We start from the raw sequence: 25,663 nt of genomic DNA on the forward strand, positions 1-25,663 counted from the left end.
TTCTTGCTACACTTATTTAAATAGGCTTTTGCCTTATCATTTTTTGAATATTCGGCAACAAGTGATAAAGTGGTATTATCCTGATTTGGCAATGTCGTTCGATTTTTTTAGTTGGCGCTCCGATTGTATTAATTTCCAGAAAGGGAGAGGTACCTAGTCTGCTATTTTCTTGTGATGCTAATTTTCCTTGCGAAATTATCCCTTCTTTTTTATGCTTTAGAAAGGCAACAGTATTTTATGCTAGTAGTTTTAATCCGTTTAAACACCTGGCATTTAAGTTTTTACATTTATAGTCCGATACCGATAATAATCCTCGTACTGTGCCTTGGGTATCAACTAAAGGCACTATGGCTATAAAAGTGGGGTATCTAGATAAGATATTGGAAGGGAAGTCTTACAACTTTAAGTCGATACTAATTTGAGGCTATTGCGAATAGCTATTGCTCTTAGCTAAAATAACGAGAAATAATTCTTAATATGGGTTATATTGTGTTTTATTTCTATTAGCTCCATATCAACAATCTTAGGTATCTATTTTTTTGATGTTATGAGATTAAAGGAGTAGGGGTAGTTTTTTTTATATCATTTTAGTGTTTTGACAGAGATAGATGAGGTTCTAGGGTGTTAGGAAGATTTAAACAAATATAGCGATAGAAGACGGGAGGCTAATTAGTTTCTAAAAATGTGGTTGTGGGCTAACCATACTCAAAATAAATATTAATGCGCATCCTATGGATAATTCAACTATTAGATGATTGTAGATCTTAATTGATTAAATTTGAAAATAAAATATAATTGAATTAACCATTTTTTTAACCATTTTACTATGATAAAAACTAGATTAAACAACTTTTTATTGTCTCTTCTTTTACTTGGGATATTTATGGGCAATGCCCAAGAGAAGTTTGGAGGGTTGGCTCTTTACACAGTGCGAAACGACATGAATAAAGATGTTAAAGCTACGCTTAAAGCTGTAGCAGATGCCGGTTATAAGAATATAGAGGCCGCAGGATATGCCGACGGTAAATTCTATAATATGTCACCTGCAGATTTTAAGGCGTACCTAAAGAAAATAAATTTAAGACCCCTTAGTGCGCATCAGGGTAGTGTTACCTTGGAGAACGCTGATGCTATGATGGCAGATGTAAAAGCGGCAGGATTTAAATATTTTGTGGTGCCCATACCGCCAATGGGTCTATTTAAATATGACGCTGAAACCAAGTCCTTGGGGATGACGGGCGGAGCAGCCAATCTGGCGGATATAATAAATACATTGGGTAAAAAGGCGCATGCAGCGGGACTTAAGTTACTTTATCACAATCACGATTTCGAATTCATGAAAGATAAAGATGGAATTGTTACGATAGACTATTTGTTGGAACATACCGATCCTAAATACGTTAATTTTCAAATGGACTTATATTGGGTGACCAAGGCTGGATTAGATCCAATTGCTTATTTTGAGAAATACCCAGGTCGTTTTATAAGCTGGCATGTAAAGGATATGGATGACCAAGGGAGATTTGCTCCCGTAGGAAAGGGCACAATCGATTTTGCTCGGATTTTGGCGAAAAAGAAACTTTCCGGCATGAAATACTATATGGTGGAGCAAGATCAGACCTTTGACGGTTTAGAGCCTTTGGAGGCAATTAAAATTAGCCATGCTGGCATAAAACAATTGGGGTTCAATTAATTTAAGGTTGCTCTTTTTGTAAAGTAAGCGTTTTTGCCTTATAACTATCATTCGGGGGCTGGTTTTATAAAAACTCAGGTCCCGAATTTTTATTTGAGAATGGATATCAAAATATAAGGCGACAATAACATTTTATAGTCTACAACAGTATAGCATACGGTGTAATTTTTTTTCATTACAATAGACTTCCTTTATAGACCGAATCCTCAATTAATGCTTTTCAAACATATATAGACGTGCTATTTCAGGATTTCGGGGCTTTATCTACATTCCGGATGGGGATGAAGCGCTATTCCGATAGGCGCTAATACTGATGAATATAAGAATTATGGCAGCTACAATATAACTAGCGTAGACTATGGATAAGTTGCTATTTTCTTTATTGGAAACAGCAATGGCAATTAAGGCCCAAATCCCCACTAGGGCATATTCTCGTAGATTTCTCTTTAAAATCATAAATATATTGATCAGGCCTGCAACAATGATCATGATAATAGTCCAATTAATTTCTGAAACTCCCCAACCGTCCCAGTTAGTTTTGGTGAGGTAGGCTGCAACATTGGCTATAAAGGCAACGGAAATCCATCCAGTATATATTGCAAAGGGCCAAAAAATCAGCAAATATTTTTTTAAGGGATGAGTATCCAATTCCATTCTTGTATTTACTATGATTTTTAATAGGGAGAAAAGAACAATGCTCATGAGTAATACAGAAGTACCTGTATACAAATTTAGCCAAGCTATAACCCAAAGGGAATTTCCTATACAGGAAATAACAAACCACCATCCTATCTTTTCTACTATTTCTTCATCAGAATCCCCTTTAAAAAGACTGCGTCCTGTATAGATGACAAAACCTATCAATCCCATATAAATTAAGCCCCAAATAGAAAAAGCATATCCCGACGGAGTAAAATAATTAAAATACATATCCGATACGGTTTTCATTGTATTTCCATTGATGGTCCCGGTGTTGGAAAGATAATTAACCACTATGGTTATGAGTAAAGCTATTGCATTTGATATCTGTAATGTTTTTTTCATGTGGTTAATTTTAGGTGTAGCTGTTCTTTAGGTTTTGGAAATTATATTGTAAAAAGTATTCCCCTTCAACTAAGCTCCAGTAATATGATCTGTACTACAAAAAAGACATTTGCTATCTTGAATAATAAAAGTACATATAATTTTATCTTTTTAAGAAAGGCTTATTTTTAAAAGCAAGAAAAGATCGTTTTGCATCAAAATAAAATGACATCGACTTGTGTTTTACAGCTTATGCTATTCTCCACTTTTGTCGAATTAATTGTGGATCGGCTTAAAACATCTTAATACATTATGAGCATACTAGGGGCGGCAGGAGCAATATTGTTCTAAACTTGCCAGGCAAGAATCACTAATTATAGTATTTGTTAGAGTTGGTAGAGTGGTACTGGATTAATAAGTTTAAAACAACCTTATTTATAGGTATAGCTGACAAACGCGAAACGCTTTCCATCGGGTGCCCAAGAGGGAACATTTATGCTGCCTTGACCGCCTATAAATTCGCAGAGCGTTCGGATAGTCTTAGTCTTGATGTTGTACAATCGCAATGCCACATTTTTCATTGCCGGATGGGTGCTTCCTTGGTCTTCCAAATAGGAAATAAAAACAAGGTTATTTCCGTCTGGGGAGGGATGAGGGAACCAGTTAGAGAAGGGGTCGTCTGTAAGTTGTTTGTTATAGGTTCCATCGGCCCTCATCCTCCAAATTTCCATTTTTCCCGATTGTACGGAATTGTAATAGATATACTTTCCGTCCGGGGAATATTCGGGACCGTCATCAAGTCCGGCCGAATCGGTCAACGCAATTTCCTTTCCACCATTAGAAGGGATCGCATAGATATTAAAATGATCGTCGCGTTTAGCTGTATAGATGAGTGTTTTTCCGTCAGGTGACCATCCATGCCAAAACGAAGGGGTGTTTTCAGTTACCCTTGTAGGTTCTCCTCCTTCTATCGGAACCGTAAAAATGCAAGAAGTAAGCCATCCATTTTTCCCATCTTCCACATTATGACTCAGGGCTAATGTCTTACCATCTGGCGAAATACCATGATCATTATTGCATCTATTGGCGAAGCCTGTATTGATTCGCTCTTTTTCTCCATCCAAAGAGATTTTAAATAGACTGCCCTCTTGGTTGATGACGAAGTAATTCCCGTCATTGCTCCAGTTCGGAGCTTCAAAATGAGCATCTTCAGATAAAACAACGGAGCGTTTATTGGTCTCAATATCGTAAATTTCGAGGGTAGAGACAACATCCGTGCTTTGTGCGTAGATGGATGATATAGTTGATAAGGTGAATAAGGCCTGAAAAAGGTTTTTCATAATTATATAGTTCTTTTCGAAAGATATAAAAAAAAGCTCATTACTTTTTTGAGATCTATCCGGGATCTCGACAGTGTTGACGTTGTCTTTCCTGATAAAGCTCCGCTTTGAAAATCACCAAAAGATAACAAATGCATCGGCATAATCCTTCAATGCAAAAATAAAAGCTTTTAGGGCACAGTTCAGAGGCGTAAGGAATACGAAATTCTTCCTCTTTAGGTTCACTCAACTATTTGCATAAATATTCAAATACCCAAAAATTGGACTTGATCCGGTTTTATTCCCTTTCGAAAGCATTTTGCTTTGAAGTTCCTAAAAACACAAAACCACGCTCTAGGAGCGTGGTTTCTTAAGTGATGTGACCTCGACAGGATTCAAACCTGTAACCTTCTGAGCCGTAATCAGATGCGCTATTCAGTTGCGCCACGAGGCCGATTGAAATAAAACTAAATTGCTTTGTTTCGGGCTGCAAATATATTTCTTTTTAATTTTACAGCAAAATAACCCACACGAAAAAAATGAATTTTAAAAATTATATAAGAAACGTATCCGATTTCCCCGAAAAAGGCATTGTTTTTAAGGATATAACACCATTATTGCAAGATTCTATAGCATTAGCTGCAGCCAAGAATGCATTATTGCAAATGCTGGGCGATAATACGGTCGATAAAGTGGTGGGAATGGAAAGTAGAGGGTTTTTCTTCGCTCCAATGCTTGCCATTGATTTAAATGCCGGATTTGTGCCAGTTAGGAAACCAGGGAAATTACCTTTTTCTAAAATTAGCGAAACTTATTCCTTGGAATATGGGGAAGATGTTCTAGAAATGCATTCAGATGCCATCTCAAAAGGGGATAAGGTCCTTATTCACGATGATGTGCTGGCTACTGGCGGTACTGCCAGTGCAGTATGTAAACTAGTGGAGCGGTTAGGGGGAGAGATTGTGCAATGTAATTTTTTATTGGAACTGCAATTTTTAAATGGGGCCGAAAAGTTAGCAGGTTACCCCATTGCTTCTCTGATGAAATTTTAGGGAAAAGGAGAAAGCGCCCTAATCCAATGCATTGGTAGTAACATAATACCGCCATCCAATAATTGCCATTTGCCATTTGCTGGCTTTGGCAAGATCTAATTTTTTCCTGGTAAATGAAGGCAATATAACCTTATTGATTTTGGCCAAAATCTTAAATAAATTCTTCTTCATCATTGCTTAATTAGGGTACGTATTGTTTCATCAACTATATAGTCTGTATACTAGCTAGTTGCAAATATAGTGACATAGATGGAACAAAACAGCCTGTTCTAGAATTCTCAATTGGATTGGCGTAATTTTAATATTTGTTTGGGTTAATAAAACACGGGCAAAACATAATGAGATTATTATATTTGTGTCAAATTTTTTTGGATGCAAGATATTCTCTTTATAATCGGTGGTTTAGTATTGTTGATTCTCGGTGGTAATTGGCTTTTAAAAGCGGCGGTAGCTATGTCGTTGCGATTGAATATCCCTAAAATTGTAATCGGGATGACCGTGGTGTCTTTTGCCACTTCGGCCCCAGAATTAATAGTGAGTATAAACGCTGCCTTGGAGGGATTCCCCGATTTGGCTCTGGGAAATGTAGTCGGTTCTAATATCGCTAACCTGGGACTGGTGCTAGGGATAACCATAATCTTGTCTAATATAGATGTTAATAGGAGTTTTTATGTCACGGATTGGCCCGTTATGATGTTCGCTTCTGCCTTGTTTTTTGGGTTCATTTATTTTGATGGTGAAATTCAACGTTATGAGGGGCTTGCAATGATGGTATTGCTATTCTTGTTTTTGTTATATCTATTGAGATTTCAGAAAACTGCAGTGGTAGATGAAATGCCAGAAGATGATTTGCCATTGCCACTTTATAAACTGCTTTTGTACTTGGTTATTGGAGGTGCAGCCTTATGGGGAGGATCTGAGTTGTTGATCCAAGGAGCCGTAGGTCTGGCTACATATTATGGGGTTAGTGAGCGAATAATTGCGATAACCATTGTATCTGTAGGGACCAGTATTCCGGAACTGGCAGCCTCGGTAATTGCAGTTGTAAAAAAGGAAAAAGCCATCTCTTTAGGTAATTTAATCGGTTCCAATATTTTTAATATTTTGGCAGTGTTAGGGATTACAGCAATGATACAACCTATTAAGGTTATGGATCAGGGATTGTTGTCTAGTGATATTTTCTGGATGTTGGGCATATCGTTCCTATTGTTGCCATTAGTATTTTTTCCTCAAAGAATGCGACTGGGGTGGAAAGAAGGAGTAATTCTACTTGGGAGCTATGCAGTGTTTTTGTATGTCACCCTTATCTAAAATCTTCTCATGGTTTTTAGTGGTGAATTTTCAAATCTTCTTTAAGATAGTAACTTTTACAGTTGGAAAGTAATTTTCAGGAATAGATAGTGAAGGTTTTTGTAGGTATTGGCCAGAAAGCCTTATAAATGTGCATAAATAAAGCCGCTACATTATATAATAGCGGCTCTCTTATATATATTTATTACTAGGATAATTGAGGCTCTAGAACAGCAGAATTTACTGTTTGGATAATTCTTCCTGCAATTTTATATGGATCTCCGTTAGATGCTGGTCTACGGTCTTCCAAATACCCTTTCCATCCGTTGGAGACCGTGTAAATCGGAATTCTAAGAGAAGCACCTCTATCAGATATTCCATAGGAAAAATCGTGAATGGATGCGGTTTCGTGTTTTCCAGTCAAACGTTGGTCGTTAAATGCCCCGTATACGGCAATATGTTCTTTTACAACGGGTCTAAAAGCTTCACATATTTTTTCGTATACCTCTTTTGATCCACACGTTCTTAAGGTGGTATTGGAGAAATTGGCATGCATACCAGAACCGTTCCAATCGGTGTCGCCAAGAGGTTTGGGGTGGTATTCTATATAGTAATCATACTTCTCTGTTAGGCGATCCAATAAATAACGTGCTATCCATATTTCGTCTCCGGCTTTTTTGGCACCTTTGGCAAACAATTGAAATTCCCATTGTCCGCAAGCCACCTCTTGATTAATGCCTTCGAAATTTAAACCCGCTTTTATGCAGGCATCGGCATGTTCTTCTACGAGTTCCCGACCATGGGTGTTTAATCCGCCTACGGAACAGTAATACATTCCTTGGGGTTTTGGATATCCTCCTCTTGGGAATCCTAAAGGAAGTTCTGTTTTTACATCCATAATAAAGTACTCCTGCTCAAACCCAAACCAAAAATCGTCATTGTCATCGTCAATTTTAGATCTCGCGTTGGATGCATGTGGTGAGCCATCAGGATTCATAACTTCGGTCATTACCAACCAGCCGTCAGTACGATCTGGATCTGGGTAGATGGCTACCGGTTGTAGTACGCAGTCGGACAAATTGCCATCTGCTTGTCTGGTAGAACTTCCGTCAAAAGACCAAATTGGGCAGTCTTCTAACGTACCATTGAAATCTTCTACTACCTTGGTTTTACTTCTCATGTTTTGGGTGGGTTCGTACCCATCCAGCCAAATATATTCTAATTTAGACTTGCCCATAATATCTTTTTTTGGTTTTAATTAGATTATCAAATTTACGTTTTTTATTAAAACACCCTTTTATTTGGAGGGGTTATTTTAAAAAAAGACACGATTTTTATTTTGACCCCCTATTTTTTAAGGGTGTAATATTATATTTTGTTTTTTAGGTGGTTTATTTTAGGGATTTGCTATTTTTGTAAAAAAAATAATAGATGTCAAAACAAAGGTTTACTGCCATTGGCCGTAGTAATAAGCGGAATAGGATAGAGATTAAGGAGAAGGCAAGACGCTCAGAGTATTTTGGAATGAATGTTTTTAATGAGGAGAAAATGAGGCAGTTCCTAACTCAGGAAGCTTTTGACCAAATTAAAGCATCGGTAAATTCAGGTACTAAGATAGATCGTAAAATTGCAGATCAGGTTGCTGAGGGCATGAAAGCCTGGGCGATTTCCATGGGGGCTACGCATTATACACATTGGTTTCAGCCCTTAACCAATGCTACTGCAGAAAAACATGATGCCTTTTTTGATCTAACGTTAGATGGAAAGGCGATGGAGAAGTTTGGCGGTGGACAATTGGTGCAACAAGAGTCCGATGCATCTAGTTTTCCTAATGGTGGTATCAGAAATACTTTTGAAGCTAGGGGTTATACGGCATGGGATCCTACTTCACCGGCATTCCTTTATGGTGCTACATTATGTATCCCGACTATTTTTGTGGCATATACCGGAGAGGCTTTAGATAACAAGGCACCGTTATTAAGGGCTTTGAATGCCATGGATGAGGCAGCGACGGCAGTAGCAAAATATTTTGATAAGAGTGTAACCAAAGTGAATGCTACCTTAGGATGGGAGCAAGAATATTTTTTGGTAGATAAGGCATTGGGGTATTCTCGTCCAGATATAAGTCTTACTGGAAGGACACTTATAGGGCAGTCTGCGGCTAAAGGGCAGCAGTTAGACGACCATTATTTTGGTGTTATCCCAATTCGGGTGCTAAACTTTATGAAAGAATTGGAGAAGGAATGTACTAAATTGGGAATCCCAGTTAAAGCTCGTCATAACGAGGTGGCTCCAAATCAATTTGAGCTTGCTCCAATATTTGAAGAGACCAATTTAGCGGTAGACCACAACCTTCTGCTAATGGATGTAATGGAGAAAGTATCTGATAAGCATAACTTTAAAGTGCTCTTTCATGAAAAGCCATTTGCAGGAATTAACGGCTCTGGGAAACACAACAACTGGTCCTTGGCTACCAATACTGGTGTAAATCTTTTAAGCCCTGGGTCTACCCCAATGAAGAATTTACAGTTCTTAACCTTCTTTGTGAATACTATTAAAGCGGTAGATACCTATGAGGAATTGTTGAGATCCTCCATTGCTTCTGCTAGTAATGATCACCGATTAGGATCTAGCGAGGCACCCCCTGCTATTCTATCAATTTTTATAGGAGATCAATTAAATAAAGTGCTTAATGAATTGGAAGGGGTTACTAATGGAAAATTATCGCCAGAAGAAAAAACTGACCTCAAGCTAAACGTAGTGGGTAAAATTCCAGAAATATTGCTAGACAATACCGATAGGAACCGTACCTCTCCTTTTGCCTTTACCGGTAATAAGTTTGAAATGAGGGGAGTTGGCTCCAAAGCCAATTGTGCTAAACCAATGATGGTGCTGAATACTATAGTGGCTAAGCAATTGCAAATCTTTAAGAAAGAAGTAGATGCCTTAATAGAGAAGAAAGGGCTAAAGAAAGACGAGGCTATATTTAATGTATTGAGGGAATATATAAAAACTTCCAAGAGAATTAGGTTTGAAGGTGATGGGTATAGCGAAGCTTGGGAAAAAGAAGCCGAAGCAAGAGGACTTAGTAACAATAAGAATACCCCAAGTGCTCTTCAGGTGCTAACTTCTAAAGAAAGTATTTCGCTCTTTAAATCCATGAATGTGCTGAGTGATGTGGAGGTGAGAATGCGCCAAGAGGTGGAGTTGGAAGAGTATATTCTGCATATCCAAATAGAAGGTAGGGTGTTTAATGAGTTGATTTACAGTTATATTATTCCTGCAGCCGTGAAATATCAAAATAAATTAGTGCAAAATATAAACGGTTTAAAGTCAATTTATGGGGATAGCTATAAGAAAATGGCGGCGAGTCAATTGGATATAGTTTCACGTATATCTCAACATATGGAGGTTATAAAAGAAAAGACGGATGCCATGGTTGAAGAGCGTAAGAAAGCTAATAAAATGGTGGACGTAAACAAAAAAGCCTATGCTTATTGTGATAAAGTGAGGGTTCATTTTGATGAAATCCGTTACCATTGCGATAAATTAGAGCGATTAGTGGGCGATGAATATTGGCCTTTGGCTAAATATAGAGAGCTTCTTTTTATTAAATAATACCTCTTTTTAAAGGAGTTGAATTAAAAGCCCATTATTAATGGGCTTTTTTTTGTGGAATCTGCTATTTTTGTCCCAAACTTTTGATCATGGGTTCATCTAATAGTAAACGATACAGTCAAAGAGGTGTTTCTGCCTCCAAGGAAGACGTGCACAATGCGATAAAAAATATAGATAAAGGACTGTTTCCACAGGCTTTTTGTAAAATAGTTCCCGATTATCTTACTAATGATGAAGATCATTGCTTGGTAATGCATGCGGATGGAGCGGGCACAAAATCTTCTTTGGCATATATGTATTGGAAGGAGACAGGAGACCTTTCCGTTTGGAAGGGAATTGCCCAAGACGCCTTAATCATGAATATAGATGATTTGATCTGTGTAGGGGCTACGGACAATATTATGTTGTCTTCCACCATAGGAAGAAATAAAAACTTAATCCCCGGGGAGGTGCTTTCTGCAATCATCAACGGTACAGAAGAATTGATTTCTGATTTGGCAAACCACGGAATTACTATTCATTCTACTGGAGGGGAGACCGCTGATGTTGGCGATTTAGTGCGTACTATTATTGTGGATTCCACAGTTACCGCAAGGATGAAAAGAAGTGAGGTAATAGATAACGCCAATATTAGGGAAGGGGATGTTATAGTAGGTTTGGCTTCTTTTGGACAAGCAACTTATGAAGATGAGTACAACGGAGGGATGGGCAGCAATGGACTCACCTCTGCAAGGCATGATGTGTTTTCTAAATACCTAGCGGAAAAATATCCAGAAAGTTTTGATGCTTCTGTTCCTGAAGAGCTCGTTTATTCTGGAAATGTGAAGCTAACGGATTCCGTGCCCAATTCACCCTTGGATGCGGGGAAATTGGTATTGTCGCCCACACGTACTTATGCACCAATAGTAAAAAAGATTTTAAATAAATTCGGTGCTCGGGATATTCATGGTATGATCCATTGTAGTGGAGGGGCGCAGACAAAAATTCTTCATTTTATAGATAGTTTACATGTTATAAAAGATACTATGTTTCCCATTCCCCCGCTCTTTAAATTAATTCAAGAGCAATCAGGAACGGATTGGAAAGAAATGTATCAAGTCTTTAATTGTGGTCATCGATTGGAACTCTATGTAAACCCAAACAGTGCGAAGGAAATTATTGCTATTTCGGAAAGTTTTGGAGTAGAGGCTAAAATCGTAGGAAGGGTAGAGGCTAGTTCCGATAAAAAACTCACGATTAAAAGCGAGTTTGGCACTTTTGATTATTAGGTAGCAGCATTCTCTTATTTCTGGCTTTTTTAAATTTATAATAAAGTATGGTGGTAATGCAAAAATCTAATTTTCGGGAACGCTAGGTTAGGGGGGAGAGTTCCTATCGCTCTAACCTAGGGCTTCATTTTACATGAAGGTTTCGCCTCTTATTAATTATGGAAGCTTTGTACAGTTAGATGTAATTGTTGACTAAGGCGCTAAGGAGGCATAAGGTTTGTATTAAATAGACCATTTTTTGTTGAGTAGGTTAAAAAAGCCGCTTAGTGGAATTGGTGATTTTTTCGATATGAACTGGTGGTTCTCAATAGTAATTAAGCGGTATGTTTATCAATAATATACTGTTGAAGTTTTAAAAATCAGCGGAGGGAAATTAAATTAAGTCTTTTAAACAAATTTATACATTATATTAGCTTCTTATTCATGATGTTCGCTAGCCCTTAAGGTCGATTTTTATTCTTTGGTAGATTAAATTGATGCTACTGTAGACTTTTGTCATCAATATAGGATCAATTCCATTAGTTTGGTAATCATTGCCTAATTATATCTTTAGTGAAAATATTTGTTGGTATTCTTTTCTGCTTTTTTACTTTTTTTAATCCTTTAAAGGGGAGAAAGCTCGTTACAGCACATCGTACCGTGAATTTAATGGGAAGTAAATTCGATATTACTGTTGTGGCGGATAATGAAGAGATGGGATATATCAATATAGAGGAAGCTATATCGGAAATAGAGCGAATAGATAAAATGCTTTATGCGGGTGACCAAAATTCTGAAACACATTTAATCAATTCCAATGCAGGTATTAAGCCTGTAAAGGTGAGCTATGAGATGTTTAGGCTTATAGAACGGACTATTGAGATTTCAAAGCTTACTAATGGAGCATTTGATATAAGTCAAGAGGGAATGGACGTGGTTTGGGATTTTAAAAGCAACGTTGATAATGAATCTATTAAGGATGAGTTGTCATTGAGCTTAACTAATGTGGGATATCAAAATATTGTCCTCAATGCCAAGGATCTCACTGTATTCTTAAAGAAAAAAGGGGTTAAAATTGGGTTTGGAGCCATTGCTAAGGGATATGCAGTAGATAAGGCAAAAGAACTTCTAGTGAGAAAACAAGTCTTAGGCGGAGCAATTAATGGCGCTGGCGATTTTACAACCTGGGGAGTAAAGGCAAATGGAGAAAAATGGATGATCGGGATAGCAAATCCTGTCGGCTTTGCGAAAATGTTCTCATGGATTCCCGTATTGGAGTCTTCGGTTTCTACCACCGAGAGTTGCAATGATTTTGTCCCCCTTGAAAATACTCGATTCTCATCAGTATTGGATCCCAGGACGGGTTATCCTGCTGTGGGGGTTAATAGGGTATCTGTGTTTTCTAAAAGTGCAGAGCTTTGTGATGCCTTGTCTACAGCGGTTTTTGTTCTTGGGGTGGAACGAGGCTTAGCCATAATTAGCCAATTGGATGGAACAGAGGTTATTATTGTAGATAACAATAATGTGATGCACAAAACGGAGGGTATTTTGTTGGACTAATCAACGCTTCCAATAATTTTGTTCTTCTATATTAAAATTAGGTGCATAGTGGAAGGTATCAGTTTGCGATTTGAATTTCTCTAATATAATTCCTGGTCTTTTATTGAACTTATCACTAAGTATATTCTCTAAAATTACTTTAAATCTTTATGATCAAGTAATTTCTAATATCACACTTATGGGCGTTTAGGAGGATTCAATATCCCCTTAAATAGCTTTATGTATGTTATAATTAAGAATTTATAGAAGCATATAGCGGTTTGGTATAAGGGACTTGATAGTAAAAAAAATAGGAAACGTAGTGTGAAATCTGATGAAATGATTTCATCTAATCAAATTGGATATGGTTAAATGTACAAATTTATCGTAAATTCGCGTAACGATAGAAGTTAGTGTATGATTGATAAATTAAATATAGTAAAACAGCGATTTGATGAGGTTTCGGACCTTATCATCCAGCCCGGGATTATTTCCGATCAGAAGCGATATGTGGAGTTGAATAAGGAATATAAAGACCTAAAGAAGCTGGTAGATAAAAGAACGCTTTATCTAGAAATCACCAATAATATTGAGGAAGCCGAGGAAATACTGGCAGATGGAAGTGATCCAGAGATGTCCGAGATGGCTAAAATGCAACTGGAAGAAGCCAAGGATAAACTACCTGGGCTGGAAGAAGAAATTAAATTTCTACTAATACCTAAAGATCCCGAAGACTCTAAAAACGTGGTGGTTGAAATCCGTGCCGGAACCGGAGGGGACGAGGCTAGTATTTTTGCAGGAGACCTGTTCAGAATGTATACCAAGTTCTGCGAATCCAAGGGTTGGAAAACCAATGTTATAGATCTTAGTGAAGGAACCAATGGTGGTTACAAGGAAATTCAGTTTGAGGTAACCGGAGAAGATGTATATGGTACCTTAAAATTTGAGGCAGGGGTACACCGTGTACAACGTGTACCACAAACAGAAACTCAGGGAAGGGTGCATACTAGTGCTGCCACCGTAATGGTGCTTCCAGAAGCGGAGGATTTTGATGTGCATATAGAGGCTAAGGATGTGCGAATTGATTATTTTTGTTCCTCAGGTCCAGGTGGACAATCGGTGAACACTACTTATTCTGCCGTACGATTAACTCACGTTCCAACTGGTTTGGTAGCGCAATGCCAGGATCAAAAATCGCAACACAAGAACAAAGAAAAAGCGTTTAAAGTATTGCGTTCCCGTTTATACGATATGGAGTTGGCCAAGAAACAGGAGGAAGATGCTGCTAAAAGAAACTCCCAAGTCAGTAGCGGTGACCGTTCTGCAAAGATTAGAACCTATAACTACTCTCAGGGAAGGGTTACCGACCATAGAATAGGGTTAACCTTATACGATCTACAAAATATAATAGGCGGGGATATCCAGCGTATTATAGATGAGTTGAGTATGGTAGAAAATACAGAAAAATTAAAAGAAGCTTCCGAGACATTCTAAAATAAATGACCACCCAGTTTTTAATTGAACAAATTCGTAAAAAGGAGTCCTTTCTTTGTATAGGATTGGATACGGACCTAGATAAGGTGCCTAATCATCTTTTAAAAGAAGAAGATCCTATTTTTGCCTTTAATAAAGCAATAATAGATGCTACTCATCACTTATGTGTTGCTTATAAGCCAAATCTGGCCTTTTATGAAGCATATGGTATAAAGGGATGGCGTTCCTTGGAGCGGACTATTGAGTACCTTAATATGCATTTTCCAGAACAATTTACCATAGCCGATGCAAAACGTGGAGATATCGGGAATACCTCTACAAGATATGCTAAAGCATTTTTTGAGGACCTTGGATTTGATTCAGTTACTATAGCTCCATATATGGGCAAGGATTCCGTTGAGCCCTTTCTGGCATTTAAAGATAAACATACCATTCTATTGGCATTGACCTCTAATAAAGGAGCCTTTGATTTTCAGACTAAAATGGTAGAAGGGCAAGAGTTGTACAAGCACGTGTTAGAAACGTCCAAGACCTATGAAAACTCGGAGAACCTGATGTATGTTGTTGGTGCTACGAAAGCCGAATATCTAAAGGGTATACGCTCCATAATTCCGAATAGTTTTCTGCTGGTGCCTGGGGTAGGGGCGCAGGGAGGTAGTTTAGAGGAGGTTTGTAAATATGGTATGACCAAAGATGTTGGTCTGTTGATTAATTCCTCTAGAGGTATTATCTATGCCTCCGAGGGTGTAGATTTTGCAGAGGCAGCTGCGGATAAGGCAAAAGAACTGCAGTTACACATGAGGTTAGCGTTGCAGCATCAGTAACCTCCTATTGGGATAGGTCTTTCAATATTTTATCAATTTTTGTCGCTTTTCGTTCAAAGAATTCCGCAAGTCTGGAATCGGTGTATTTTATATTAGCTGCCTTCTCCATAAAATTATGGTATTGTTCCTCTAAAAGGGGTCTTGTATCAACGCCATTAGCCATCTGGGTGACGGAGCCTACTTTGCAATTTTGATTTTTCATATCTACGTTACATATTAATATTCTCTTCCCAAATATACTTCTTATTGAGGGTTTATAAAGTGTGAATTAGTTGTATGTGGTTAAAAATCAGATAATTTGACCTTTTGGCAACCTTTATTTAAACTAGTGATGTGGGTTTGGTTATCTTTGCGGTGTTTTGAGGGCATAGGTGTCTCTTTAATTCTCTTTTAATACTACGATAAGCATTGATTAGTTATACTACTCACCTTCATAAGGTGTCTAACAAATGGGTCACTTTTGTGCACGGAGCCGGAGGCAGTTCTACTATATGGTACAAACAGTTACGGGAATTTAAAAAACACTTTAATGTGCTCCTATTGGATCTTAGGGGTCACGGAAATTCCAAGTTGCATTTAAAAGATGCCTTTTTAGATAAATATACCTTTGATACCATAACTAATGATATAGTTGAGGTAATAGACCATGAGAAGATTCCGAAGTCCCATTTTGTAGGCATTTCCTTGGGAACTATTCTTATTCGGAACTTGGCCGAAAAATACCCTTCTCGAGTAGAGAGTATGATTTTGGGTGGTGCCATCATGAAGCTGAACTTCAGGTCTCAGGTACTTATAAGGTTAGGGGTTGTTTTTAAGTCCATAGTTCCTTATCTATGGCTGTACAAGTTCTTCGCATTTGTTATTATGCCCAATAAAAACCATAAAGAGTCTCGCACCTTATTTGTTCGGGAAGCTAAAAAGCTTTATCAAAAGGAGTTTATCCGATGGTTTAAACTAACTTCAGAGATAAATCCTTTATTGCGATTTTTTAGAAGCGTAGATATTAATATCCCTACCTTATATTTAATGGGGGAGGAAGACTACTTGTTCTTGCCTGCTGTAAAGAAAATGGTAGAAAAACACCGGGTATCTTCCTTAGTTGTAGTTGAGAATTGTGGGCATGTGGTAAATGTAGAGCAGCCCTTGTTCTTTAATGAAACCGTTATTAAATATCTATTGGCTAGATAAGAGTTAAAATTTGTGATATAAAAGTGGGCTTCACGTACAAAGTATTCTAGTGGTTACATGAAGAGTTAAAGTTGCTTAATCCTTATTTTGATATTAAAAAAAAAGCCTGTCAAAATTAATTTTGACAGGCTTTTATAATATTAACTCAACTTTTAACTACTTAGTTGATGTTAGGGTTATTCTGAATTTCACTCTGTGGAATTTCAAACGTTAATCTACTATCGTTGTAAGGAATTGGCTCCCCTACAGCCGAAAGGTGGTTAGCTCCACGTGTAATGGTTGCCTTGTTCCTTTTCATAGCCAAGTAGCTTTTTCCTTCCCCCCAAAGTTCAATTCTGGTTTGTAGGTAAATTTCGTCCAGTAAATCCTGTCCGGCCAACTGATCTACATAAGCAGCATCTGAGGCAGATTCTAATCTTTCCTCCAATAACGCTTTTAAGGAAGCTTTAGCAGCAGGTTCGTCTCCAGATTTAGCAGCAGTTTCAGCATGTAGCAAATACATTTCTGCTACTCTCATATAAACGTAGTCTGTTGTAACACTTCTTTGTCCACCAATCTCACGCTCAGGAGCATAAAATTTACCAGTAGGGTATAATACATTGTTGTTTTCTGTTCCATCTTGATCCTCAAACTGGTCTTTTCTAACATCATTATCAGGAATAGCATTATAAAGATCTACATCAATAACTTTAGGATCTCCTGCCCAAGCGTAGCTATAGGTGAATAGGTCTATTTGTCCCCACCAAGATACAAGGTCTAAGTCGTTGTCTAGGGTAATATCTACGCCCCACATCCATCCATTGGTGTTTACATCGTTAAATCCACCAGTAACTTCCTCTTTTGTCATAAGGCTAAAGTTGCCACCGGTGATCACTTTATTAGCTAATATTGCAGCTTCTGCATCTTGTCCTGTAGCTGCATATGCATAGGCTAAAAGACCTCTAGCCACATCTTGGTTGATTTCATGTTTAGCACTTCTAGAGAATCCTTCCAATAAATTTATTGCATTGCCAAGGTCGTCTATAACAATTTTATAAACCTCTTCAGCACTACTCAAAGGTTGGTTGGGTGCTTCAATATCTATGTGGATTGGTAGTATGGGCTCCGATGGTTCAAAACCTTTAGAAAAATAATTTGCTAAATAAAAATAAGCAAAGGCTCTAGATGCTTTCGCTTGTCCCATTGTTTGTTTTTCAGTAGCTGTTTCAAGTTCAGCATCGTTTCCACCTAATCCTTCAATAACAATATTAGCCGAAAGAATAATTCTATAGTAGAATCTCCAAACTTTATAATTGTTATTATTAGTGTAGTCTACCGTAGAGGTCATATCAGCCACACTACTGTACCATCCATAGGTAGTCCCGGCCAATACCATATCCGAAGACAACATGTCGCCATAAATATCGTAGCCCTTATGGCCAAAATCGTCATGGTCTAAATCGGTTCCACCTGATCCTGTTTGGTACATGGTTGCATATATGCCTCGTAAACTAGCTTCTAGTACATCTGGATTTAGCTCTGAAGCATCGTTTATCTGTTCAGTGGAAATAAATTCAGTAGGTTTCGTTTCTAGATAATCATCACTGCAGCCTAATGTTAATAGGCCTGTAGCGAGTATCGTTATATATAATTTAGATTTCATAAGTTGTTTCAATTTTTATAATTAAAATTTAGCTCTGACTCCAAAGGTAAAGGTAGATAATGGAGAATAACGGTACATATCAGATGTACCAGCCTCATCTGTAGATGGGTTAAAACCATCTCTTTTAGATAACAACCATAAGTTGTCTCCAGAAACCCATAAGTTTAAGTTAGACATCCCTATTTTTTCAACATACATTTTTGGAATAGTATATCCCAATCTAATGTTGTTCAAGTTTAAGAAATCTGACTTAGTGATGAAACGAGTTGAAGATGAAGTCACGTTTTTGTCGTAGTCACTAGAAATACGCGGTACAGAGGTAACGTCACCAGGCTTTTGCCATCTGTTTAAGATATCTGTATGCCAGTTGTTACCACCTGCTTGATCATTGCCCATTAATCTTGCATAAGCTGCGTCATAAGCATAACCTCCTACGCTATATAGGAACTGTGCACTTAAATCCCATCCTTTGTAACCTGTACTTAGGTTAAAGGCACCTCTAACCGTAGGAATTGCAGACTTTCCAATATATTTTTGGGTCGCCTGTGAATAAGTGTCAGTTGTAGTCATTGCTAAGCTGTTTGCTCTTTCTGGGAACTCAGCCGCATAATCTGCCATGGAAGCAACTCGCTCACTTGCCTGGTACTCACCATCATTGTTTTCGTCAAAGTAATACACATTCCAAGTGCTTACTCCTGTGTCAGAATTTACTCCTGCATACTCACGGGTATAAAAGTCATATAAAGAATGACCATTAGATCTTCCAAATCTGCCATCAATATCTATAACCTTTTCTTCACCGGTAGCTGGTTCAATTGGCATTCTGGTCAACTCATTGTCTAATAACTCTCCGTTTACCGTAAAGTCCAAATAGAAATCATCAGTCTTAACCAAATGTGCAGTTATATCAAATTCCAAACCTTTATTACGCAAAGCACCATCGTTAACTTTAATAAGAGCATATCCAAGTGATGGACCATTTCTTCTGTCAAAAATTAAGTCGTCCGTGTTTTTAATGTAGTAATCAACAGCAATATCTAATACGCTTCCAATTCCGAATTCAATTCCAGTCTGGAACATCTTAGAAGTCTCCCAGGTTAGATCTGGATTTCCCTTAGTGTCAAAAATTAACGAAACTTCATCATTGAGGTTTTGAACATCAAAAAGATCGTATCCTGGATAGTACCCAACACCACCTTGCTCACCAATTAGACCGTAACTCGCTTTAAGCTTCAAATTGCTTAAGAAATCTTGATTTTGCATAAAGTTTTCGTTGGTAACTGCCCAAGCAAAACCAACAGAACCAAATGTTCCCCATTTGTTGTTCAAGAATCTAGAAGATCCATCTCGTCTAACCGTTCCAGAAAGGAAATACTTGTTGTCATAGTCATAATTTACTTGACCAAAATAACTTTCCAGTGTGTAATCTCTAGTGTAAGAAGTTGCAGGAGAAGAAACTACCGCATTGTTTAATTCGGTTCCAAAAGGATCTACTAGCTTCGTTTTGTAGGCAGAAAGATACTTTCTTTCCCACGAGTTGTTCTCATGAGCTACCAATGCTTCTAAACTGTGCCTATCAAAACGCTTTTTAAAACGTAATAAGTTCAACATGTTGTAAGAAAAAACTTCGGTTTTGGTTTTGAAGATAGAACCTCCACTAGTAGCACTAGGGCCGTAGAAAGGACCATTCTGGCCGTCAAAAGAGCTATTGTAGTACTGCGTACCAAATCTATTCTCTAAAGTAAGATTATCTGTGAACTTAACGTTTAAAGAAGTATTGAAGTTAATTTCATGATTAAATCTATTCTCAACGCTGTTGTAAGCGTCAGATATAGCGTTGGTTAAGGCTCCAAAACCTCTTCCTTGGCCGTAATCATAAATGTTGCCACCGTAGTAAGGGTCAGGCATGGTTTTACCATTTCCATCTCTTAAATATAGTGGGTAAATAGAAGGGATGTTATCTACAAACCAGAAAACACTTCCTGAATCTTCAGATTGACCACCATTATTAGTTTCAGATACGGTATAGCCCAAATTCATTGAACCGTCTAACCAGTCTTTTACCTTGTGGTTTACATTTAAACGAGCAGAATAACGCTCAAAATCAGAGTTTATAGAATATCCTGTATCGTTTAGATACCCAATAGAGCTAAAATAGTTAGTTCTTTCATTACCACCACTTATTTTCAAGTTAGCTTCCAATCTGCTAGAAGGTTGAAAAGCGTAATCTTCCCAGTTTTCTGGGTTGTATTTACGGGTAACTCCATTTTTAACTAAACCAGTTGCTGGGTCTATTAGCTCCGCGCCATCAGCTACATTCCACATATTGTATTTAGAGCTTATACCTCCAGAACGGGAGTCAAATAGTCTGTCGTTTGCATATTGCATTGCTGCTGCCTCATCACGACCAAACGCTGCTCCTCTGTTTTTAAGTCCTTCCCAGCTTAATCCTATATATTGCTCGGGGGATTGAATGGTGCTATATCTTGGTAACAAACTAAAGTTTTGTCCTGTTTTGGTCTCTACTTCAATATAATTGTTTCCATTTCTACCTTTTTTAGTGTTTATTACTACTACACCGTTGGCACCACGTGCACCAAAGATTGCAGTTGCAGAAGCATCTTTTAAGATAGTGGTAGATTCGATATCACTAGGATTTAAGGCATTAATATTACCATTATAAGGAACGCCGTCTACCACATATAAAGGATCTCTGTTACCATTAACCGATCCAAAACCTCTAATTCTGATAGTTGCCGCCTCACCTGGCTGTCCGGAGGTATTAATAACCCTTACCCCAGCAGATTCACCGGTTAGCGCCTGTGATATATTGGAAACACTCTTACGCTCCAATAACTCAGCATCAATTTGTTTTACCGAACCAGTAAAAGATTGTTTGGTAGTTGTACCGTATCCTACAACGATAACTTCTTCCAATGCTTGTGCATCCTCTTCCATTTCTACATTAATGGTGTTTGATGCGCCTACCGTTACAGTAACGGTTGTTTGACCAATGTAACTAAACCTTAATACATCGCCTTGCTTAGCATTAATGGTGTAATTCCCGTCAAAGTCGGTTTGCGTACCGCTAGTTGTTCCCGATACAACGATAGATACTCCTGGTAGGGGTAATTCATCCTTGTCAGTTACCGTCCCGGTAATTGCTTTTTCTTGCGCCATCATTATCAATGTCACTAAGAAAAGTTTTAAGAATAAAACATACTTAATTTTCATAGAAATTAATTTGTGTTAGTTAAAGATTTAATTTGAGTTTGTTGACTTTAAAGGACTTGAGAATTGGGTTTTTAACGGCTGCCAAACGTTCTAAAAATCATCACAAATTTTAACAAATTTGTGATTTTCCTTCTCATAGGCAATAAAGCCAATTGGCAAATTAACCATAGTAGAATAGAATAAGCATCAATCCCGACCTAAAGTAAAGTAGAGCCGATTTTAATTAACGTTTACTGTATTTGTAAAATGTTGAAAAATAATACGTTATATATCAAGTTGTGAAGTGAATAGGATAGTAAAATATGTGGTTGTTTTAGTGGTTTTTGGTCCTTTTTGGTCGATAAAAACGATTGTTCAACACCGTTTTACGGTTTTCAGCACCTATGATTAAAACACAATTTTATTAATAATTAGTTAAAATTATCACCAGGCAAATGTTATTTTTATCTAAATTTTAGGAGTTGAAAATAGGGTGGAATGCAACTTTATTTTGTTTTTTATAGCATGAGTAGCTTCGTTTATAGCCCTTTCAAATTACTGATTAATCTACGATTGAAGATGTTGTCGTGATGTTGTTGTCCTAAAAGGGCGTATTTCTATTTTTGTTGCATAATTCTATCAGGGTTATGACTATTTTTTTTCAGAATAGAGGTTTGTGTAAAATGCATTATTCAATCATGAATATATTCTTTTCTGTCTTCCTGACTTAGTTAGGGAGGGTAATTTTAAATATGGTTTAAAGCGATTTTTCTTATAAGTTAAAAATTTAGATTTAATACGGCTATAGGGGAGAAATGGTATTAGAGAGTGCCCCTAATGAATGCGCAGAGAGTGAATATCCTAGTCGGAAATTTATCTTCAGTTTTCATAGGAAAACATAATCAAGAGAAATAATTGTATTTGATCAATGGTAGCTAATTAGTTCATATTGTAAATTTTTTACTCTTGCTTAGGCAAAGGAGTCGTGCTTATAAGTTGTTAGCTTCAAATAAGATTTATTAATGGGTGCTTTCTATAGGTGAGAGTCTTGGTTCTTGAGTGGATGATTTCTTTCTTTATATTAGCTGTTATTTGTGTGATGGTATGTTTTGAATAAAAAAACCGTCCAAGATAGGATGGACGGTTTTAATTTCATTTAATAATCTAAGTATAGAAGCGTGCCGACTATAGCCTAACGAGTTTTTGTAAAGATTCACGAGTTGCTCCTGCACCTCTGAAATAACCGGTGGTTAGTTCAACCAAATGATGGCCATCGTCTTTTAAAGTTGCTTTTTTCGTCTCATCAGTACAAGGTGCCATTTCAAATTGGCCTCCAGCACAGTTCATGATCGGAGATCCATTAAGTAAGGTTGGTGTTCTATCCGGATCTTTATCCAAGACACTAATAACCCCAGTTTCTTCATCAACTGTAAAATAGAAATCGTTTCCATCGGGCCAAAATGCGATACCTTCATGTCTGTATAACCCCGGAGCAATAGCGGCAATTACAAAGGTTCTACCAGGAAAACTTGAGTTATAATTCCCTGAGTTCCAATATTTACCCACCTCAACAGTATAAGTTCCGGCCAGGGTATTGGAATCAAGAGCTTTAAGAGTAATAGCTGTGCTGTTTACATCTGATACTGATTCTGATGAGTTTGTGATTTCTAAAACGATATTCTTAAATTCAAAGGGAACTAGTTTTTCAGTTAGGATCTTTATACTCGCAATCACAGAAGTTTCCCCAGCAGGAATAGTGTAGGTGGTTAGGTTTAATTCAAATTCCTCCCCTTCATTAGCCTCGGAATCAGGACTGGTTGCAATTGTTACATCAACATCTCTATCTAATGGGACATTTTTTCCGCCAAAAAAAGTGATAGGAACTTCATAATCAATAGGCGTGTTTTCTGGATCCTTAATGATGTTTAGTTCTGTCTTAGTTTTTTCGAACTGAACTAATATAGGTCCTTGACCGAAATCAGTTTCGTCTTGTTCGAGAAGGGTATCGCATGAAGCCATAAACAGTGCGGCAGTGGCGACAGCTCTGTAATTTATTTTATATATTATATTTTTTATCGTTTGATATTTTATTTCCAAAATGGGTTACTTGTAAAGGTGTCACCAACATTTCGCGTAGGAACATTATTTTTTGTTTCTAGCAACCTCAGATGCTGGGTATAGTAGTCTTACTGGACGTACACCCTCTGATTCTGCAGGGATAGGTAAACCTGCAGGATACCCGGTCCTGGTTTTTCAATCCACAATTCAATGGAAGAGGTGCTATTCAAAGCTACCCATTTTTGGATAATTATTGCTTCAATTTTATCAGCTGATGAATCCCAACCAACATGAATTAAATCTTGTGTGTAGTAAGCTTTTGTGGAACATTTTTATAGCAAAAGAATGCTTAATCGTTAGTTTTTGGGGCTTTGCAACTAGGTTATTTATTCGATATTGGTTGCGTTTTGCCTATCTAATCCAAGGATGCTTCCCTCAATATTTAGGATTAGAGTCAGTTCTAAATATAAGTGTTGACTACGAAAATTTAAATAAGGGCAACAGGATAAGGGGTGATGAAGTTATTCTGAACGTGTGTTCTGTGTTTTGAATAGTTGAATCAGTTTGTTTTGAGAGGTGTTGTGTATATATAATTCTACCTATTCCTTATCTTTATATTTCTCTTTAATATACTGAGTGGGAGTTGTTTTTTTACGTTTCTTAAACGCTTTGTAAAATGACACCTTATTGTTGAACCCAGATTCGTAAATAAGATCAGTTACCAATTTTATTTTGCCTTTATTATTTTCGATGATGTTGACTGCCTCCTGTACCCTGTAGTCATTTATAAATTCATAGAAGTTCTTGCCAAACTCTTGGTTGATCACTTGTGATATACTATATCGGTCCGTGTTTAATTCCTTGGCCAATTTTTCCAAAGTAATTCCGTTGTCCAAATATACTTTTTTGGTTTCTATCAAGTTTACCAATTGGGATTTTAAGGTACTTGTCATGGCCTCTGTTAGTCCCGAATTTTTGTATTTAACATCACTTTCAGTATCCATTCCAGTTTCCGTTAGGTTCTCAGTCTTGGTGATAATATCTGGCTTTAGGTATAGCATAAAACTGTAAAGGCAAATAAAGAGCGAAAGTGCTATTGCAGTAAAATATATGGAGATGTAATTAAAATCGTAGTCAGAACTGTATAGGGTTCTAGAATACAATATTAGCATTAACAATGCTAAAAACGTAATAGCAAGCATTAACCATTTATTGTTAGAAGGGCTAAGTATATTTTTGTATTCCCAATAAAGTCGAATTAGTAAGATTAGATAAAATGTGCAATGAATCGATTTGATAAATTGACTTTGTAGAATCAACGTAATAAGCTGTTTGAAATTTGACGTGGGAATAGTAGTTTCTGTATTGACAGCCATTAAAAGTAAGATGCAGAAAATAAAGAATAGACCGTAATGTCTTAAGATTTCATTTATAGCCGTCTTTGGTTCGATAGTTAATTTTTTACGAATATATAGATATAGAGAGGGGGCCCATAGGTAATAATGAATTTTAAAGAAATATACCTTTGGGTTATAGTCAAAGTCTTGTAGCCAATACATGGCGTGTTCTAATACCATTGTAGAGACTCCTAACATAAAGATGGCTAAATATATCGTATGCGTTGCTTTCTTCCGGTATTTGTATAATAGCCTAAAGGCTATAAACAACCCGGCGACCGATATGGTAAGGAACAAATAATTAACTAGGTGATTGAGTAATAGGTAGTTGTGGTTGTTTTTAAAGTCCTGATTTCTTTGATCCAGTTTGTCTATAACAATTTGATCGGTAATGTTGTTTTGTGTTTTTAAATAGTCAAAACTTTCTTTTTTGGTGCTTTGCAAGGAATCTAGAGAAGCTTTGCATGCTGCAAAATACGTATTAAAAACAGGGGTGTTCTTATGCCCTTTTAGGGAAGCAGATAGAAAAAAGGTATAGGCGGTGCTGAAATTTTTATGGAGGTATTCACATTTGCCTAGTTCAAAACACTCCTCAGCAGTTAGGTTTTCTATAATTACTGAAGTTATTTGACCATTAGTAATGGGTGTGCAATCTGCAGGGTTCGATATTGGCATGTTTGACCATGCGGATGAACTTAATAGCAGCTGCATACAAATAATAATGCTTATGATAAAATTCTTTATGGCCATAAATTGCATGCAAAGAAACGCATAAAATTGCATATAAATAATTGAACTTGCCGCTATCTTTTTACGAGATGAATATACATGGTTTGGGGAATTATAAATTACAATTCCCCTGACAAATGGAAAATATAGATTCTGGTATGGGTCCCCATCACAAATTTTAGTAGCCTATTAAAATTAATTTTACTTGTTTAATATTGCAGAGGGAGCTGAGTGAACCTTTTTAAATAGGGTTCATCATTTTTTATTTATATAAAACAACTAAATAGACTTTTTCATGATGTATCAGGACAAGTGTTTTTTGGATCTCTTTTATTTA

The 25,663-nt window shown here is 37.1% G+C and carries 18 protein-coding genes, 1 tRNA gene and 1 pseudogene; 10 read left to right on the forward strand and 10 right to left on the reverse strand.

Going from position 1 to position 25,663, the window contains the following annotated elements; genetic code table 11:
* Positions 1-826 precede the first annotated feature (826 nt).
* A complete protein-coding gene (locus tag G466_RS0101445) occupies positions 827-1,693 on the forward strand; it encodes a sugar phosphate isomerase/epimerase family protein (protein ID WP_026812037.1) in 867 nt (288 codons plus the stop codon).
* A 264-nt stretch (positions 1,694-1,957) separates the two neighbouring features.
* Here the strand turns inward: G466_RS0101445 and G466_RS0101450 are convergent, their stop codons facing one another.
* Positions 1,958-2,737, reverse strand: coding sequence for a hypothetical protein (locus G466_RS0101450; RefSeq protein ID WP_026812038.1), 780 nt, complete (start codon positions 2,735-2,737; stop codon positions 1,958-1,960).
* A 410-nt stretch (positions 2,738-3,147) separates the two neighbouring features.
* Positions 3,148-4,056, reverse strand: a complete 909-nt coding sequence (locus G466_RS0101455; RefSeq protein WP_026812039.1) for a TolB family protein — start codon at positions 4,054-4,056, stop codon at positions 3,148-3,150.
* A gap of 127 nt (positions 4,057-4,183) precedes the next feature.
* Here G466_RS0101455 and G466_RS24665 point away from each other — a divergent pair.
* Positions 4,184-4,297, forward strand: a pseudogene (locus G466_RS24665) (ISAon1 family transposase); the annotation flags it as partial.
* Between the two features lie 118 nt (positions 4,298-4,415).
* Here the strand turns inward: G466_RS24665 and G466_RS0101460 are convergent.
* Positions 4,416-4,489, reverse strand: a tRNA-Arg gene (locus G466_RS0101460).
* An 85-nt stretch (positions 4,490-4,574) separates the two neighbouring features.
* On the opposite strand from G466_RS0101460, the gene G466_RS0101465 reads away from it, so the two are divergent.
* Complete coding sequence (locus tag G466_RS0101465; protein WP_026812040.1) at positions 4,575-5,087, forward strand: adenine phosphoribosyltransferase; 513 nt, start codon at positions 4,575-4,577, stop codon at positions 5,085-5,087.
* 18 nt (positions 5,088-5,105) lie between these two features.
* On the opposite strand, the gene G466_RS0101470 is transcribed toward G466_RS0101465, so the two are convergent.
* Positions 5,106-5,258: a hypothetical protein gene (locus G466_RS0101470; RefSeq protein WP_026812041.1), complete on the reverse strand. Its 153-nt coding sequence runs from the start codon at positions 5,256-5,258 to the stop codon at positions 5,106-5,108.
* A gap of 201 nt (positions 5,259-5,459) precedes the next feature.
* On the opposite strand from G466_RS0101470, the gene G466_RS0101475 reads away from it, so the two are divergent.
* Entirely contained in the window at positions 5,460-6,398 is a 939-nt protein-coding gene (locus G466_RS0101475; RefSeq protein ID WP_026812042.1) for a calcium/sodium antiporter, read from the forward strand.
* A gap of 187 nt (positions 6,399-6,585) precedes the next feature.
* On the opposite strand, the gene G466_RS0101480 is transcribed toward G466_RS0101475, so the two are convergent.
* Positions 6,586-7,614, reverse strand: a complete 1,029-nt coding sequence (locus G466_RS0101480) for a glutamine synthetase beta-grasp domain-containing protein (protein ID WP_026812043.1) — start codon at positions 7,612-7,614, stop codon at positions 6,586-6,588.
* Positions 7,615-7,808: 194 nt separating this feature from the next.
* Between G466_RS0101480 and G466_RS0101485 the strand changes: the two genes are divergently transcribed.
* The 5 genes from G466_RS0101485 to pyrF all read left to right on the forward strand — a co-directional run bounded on the left by G466_RS0101485 (position 7,809) and on the right by pyrF (position 15,099).
* On the forward strand, positions 7,809-9,995 hold the full coding sequence (locus G466_RS0101485; RefSeq protein WP_026812044.1) for a glutamine synthetase III family protein: 2,187 nt from the start codon (positions 7,809-7,811) through the stop codon (positions 9,993-9,995).
* An 89-nt stretch (positions 9,996-10,084) separates the two neighbouring features.
* Entirely contained in the window at positions 10,085-11,263 is a 1,179-nt protein-coding gene (locus G466_RS0101490) for an AIR synthase related protein (protein ID WP_026812045.1), read from the forward strand.
* Positions 11,264-11,815: 552 nt separating this feature from the next.
* Positions 11,816-12,802 carry an FAD:protein FMN transferase gene (locus G466_RS0101495; protein WP_051315487.1) on the forward strand — a complete coding sequence of 329 codons (987 nt, stop codon included), beginning with the start codon at positions 11,816-11,818 and terminating at the stop codon, positions 12,800-12,802.
* Positions 12,803-13,198: 396 nt separating this feature from the next.
* Positions 13,199-14,275, forward strand: a complete 1,077-nt coding sequence (gene prfA, locus G466_RS0101500) for a peptide chain release factor 1 (protein ID WP_026812047.1) — start codon at positions 13,199-13,201, stop codon at positions 14,273-14,275.
* Between the two features lie 5 nt (positions 14,276-14,280).
* Positions 14,281-15,099, forward strand: a complete 819-nt coding sequence (gene pyrF, locus G466_RS0101505; RefSeq protein ID WP_026812048.1) for an orotidine-5'-phosphate decarboxylase — start codon at positions 14,281-14,283, stop codon at positions 15,097-15,099.
* Between the two features lie 4 nt (positions 15,100-15,103).
* Here pyrF and G466_RS0101510 read toward each other — a convergent pair whose 3' ends face one another.
* Complete coding sequence (locus G466_RS0101510) at positions 15,104-15,301, reverse strand: hypothetical protein (protein ID WP_026812049.1); 198 nt, start codon at positions 15,299-15,301, stop codon at positions 15,104-15,106.
* A 206-nt stretch (positions 15,302-15,507) separates the two neighbouring features.
* On the opposite strand from G466_RS0101510, the gene G466_RS0101515 reads away from it, so the two are divergent.
* Complete coding sequence (locus G466_RS0101515) at positions 15,508-16,287, forward strand: alpha/beta fold hydrolase (protein WP_026812050.1); 780 nt, start codon at positions 15,508-15,510, stop codon at positions 16,285-16,287.
* A 160-nt stretch (positions 16,288-16,447) separates the two neighbouring features.
* Here G466_RS0101515 and G466_RS0101520 read toward each other — a convergent pair whose 3' ends face one another.
* The 4 genes from G466_RS0101520 to G466_RS0101540 all read right to left on the reverse strand — a co-directional run bounded on the left by G466_RS0101520 (position 16,448) and on the right by G466_RS0101540 (position 25,272).
* A complete protein-coding gene (locus tag G466_RS0101520) occupies positions 16,448-17,929 on the reverse strand; it encodes a RagB/SusD family nutrient uptake outer membrane protein (protein ID WP_026812051.1) in 1,482 nt (493 codons plus the stop codon).
* A 21-nt stretch (positions 17,930-17,950) separates the two neighbouring features.
* Positions 17,951-21,163, reverse strand: coding sequence for a SusC/RagA family TonB-linked outer membrane protein (locus G466_RS0101525; RefSeq protein WP_026812052.1), 3,213 nt, complete (start codon positions 21,161-21,163; stop codon positions 17,951-17,953).
* 1,164 nt (positions 21,164-22,327) lie between these two features.
* The gene (locus G466_RS0101530; RefSeq protein ID WP_157373785.1) at positions 22,328-23,239 is read right to left on the reverse strand and encodes a hypothetical protein; all 912 of its coding nucleotides are present in this window, start codon (positions 23,237-23,239) and stop codon (positions 22,328-22,330) included.
* Between the two features lie 560 nt (positions 23,240-23,799).
* Positions 23,800-25,272 (reverse strand): helix-turn-helix domain-containing protein, encoded by a 1,473-nt coding sequence (locus G466_RS0101540; protein WP_169720728.1) that lies wholly within the window; start codon positions 25,270-25,272, stop codon positions 23,800-23,802.
* Between the last annotated feature and the right edge of the window lie 391 nt (positions 25,273-25,663).

The sequence above is a fragment of the Arenibacter certesii DSM 19833 genome (assembly GCF_000429545.1).
GTDB lineage: Bacteria > Bacteroidota > Bacteroidia > Flavobacteriales > Flavobacteriaceae > Arenibacter > Arenibacter certesii.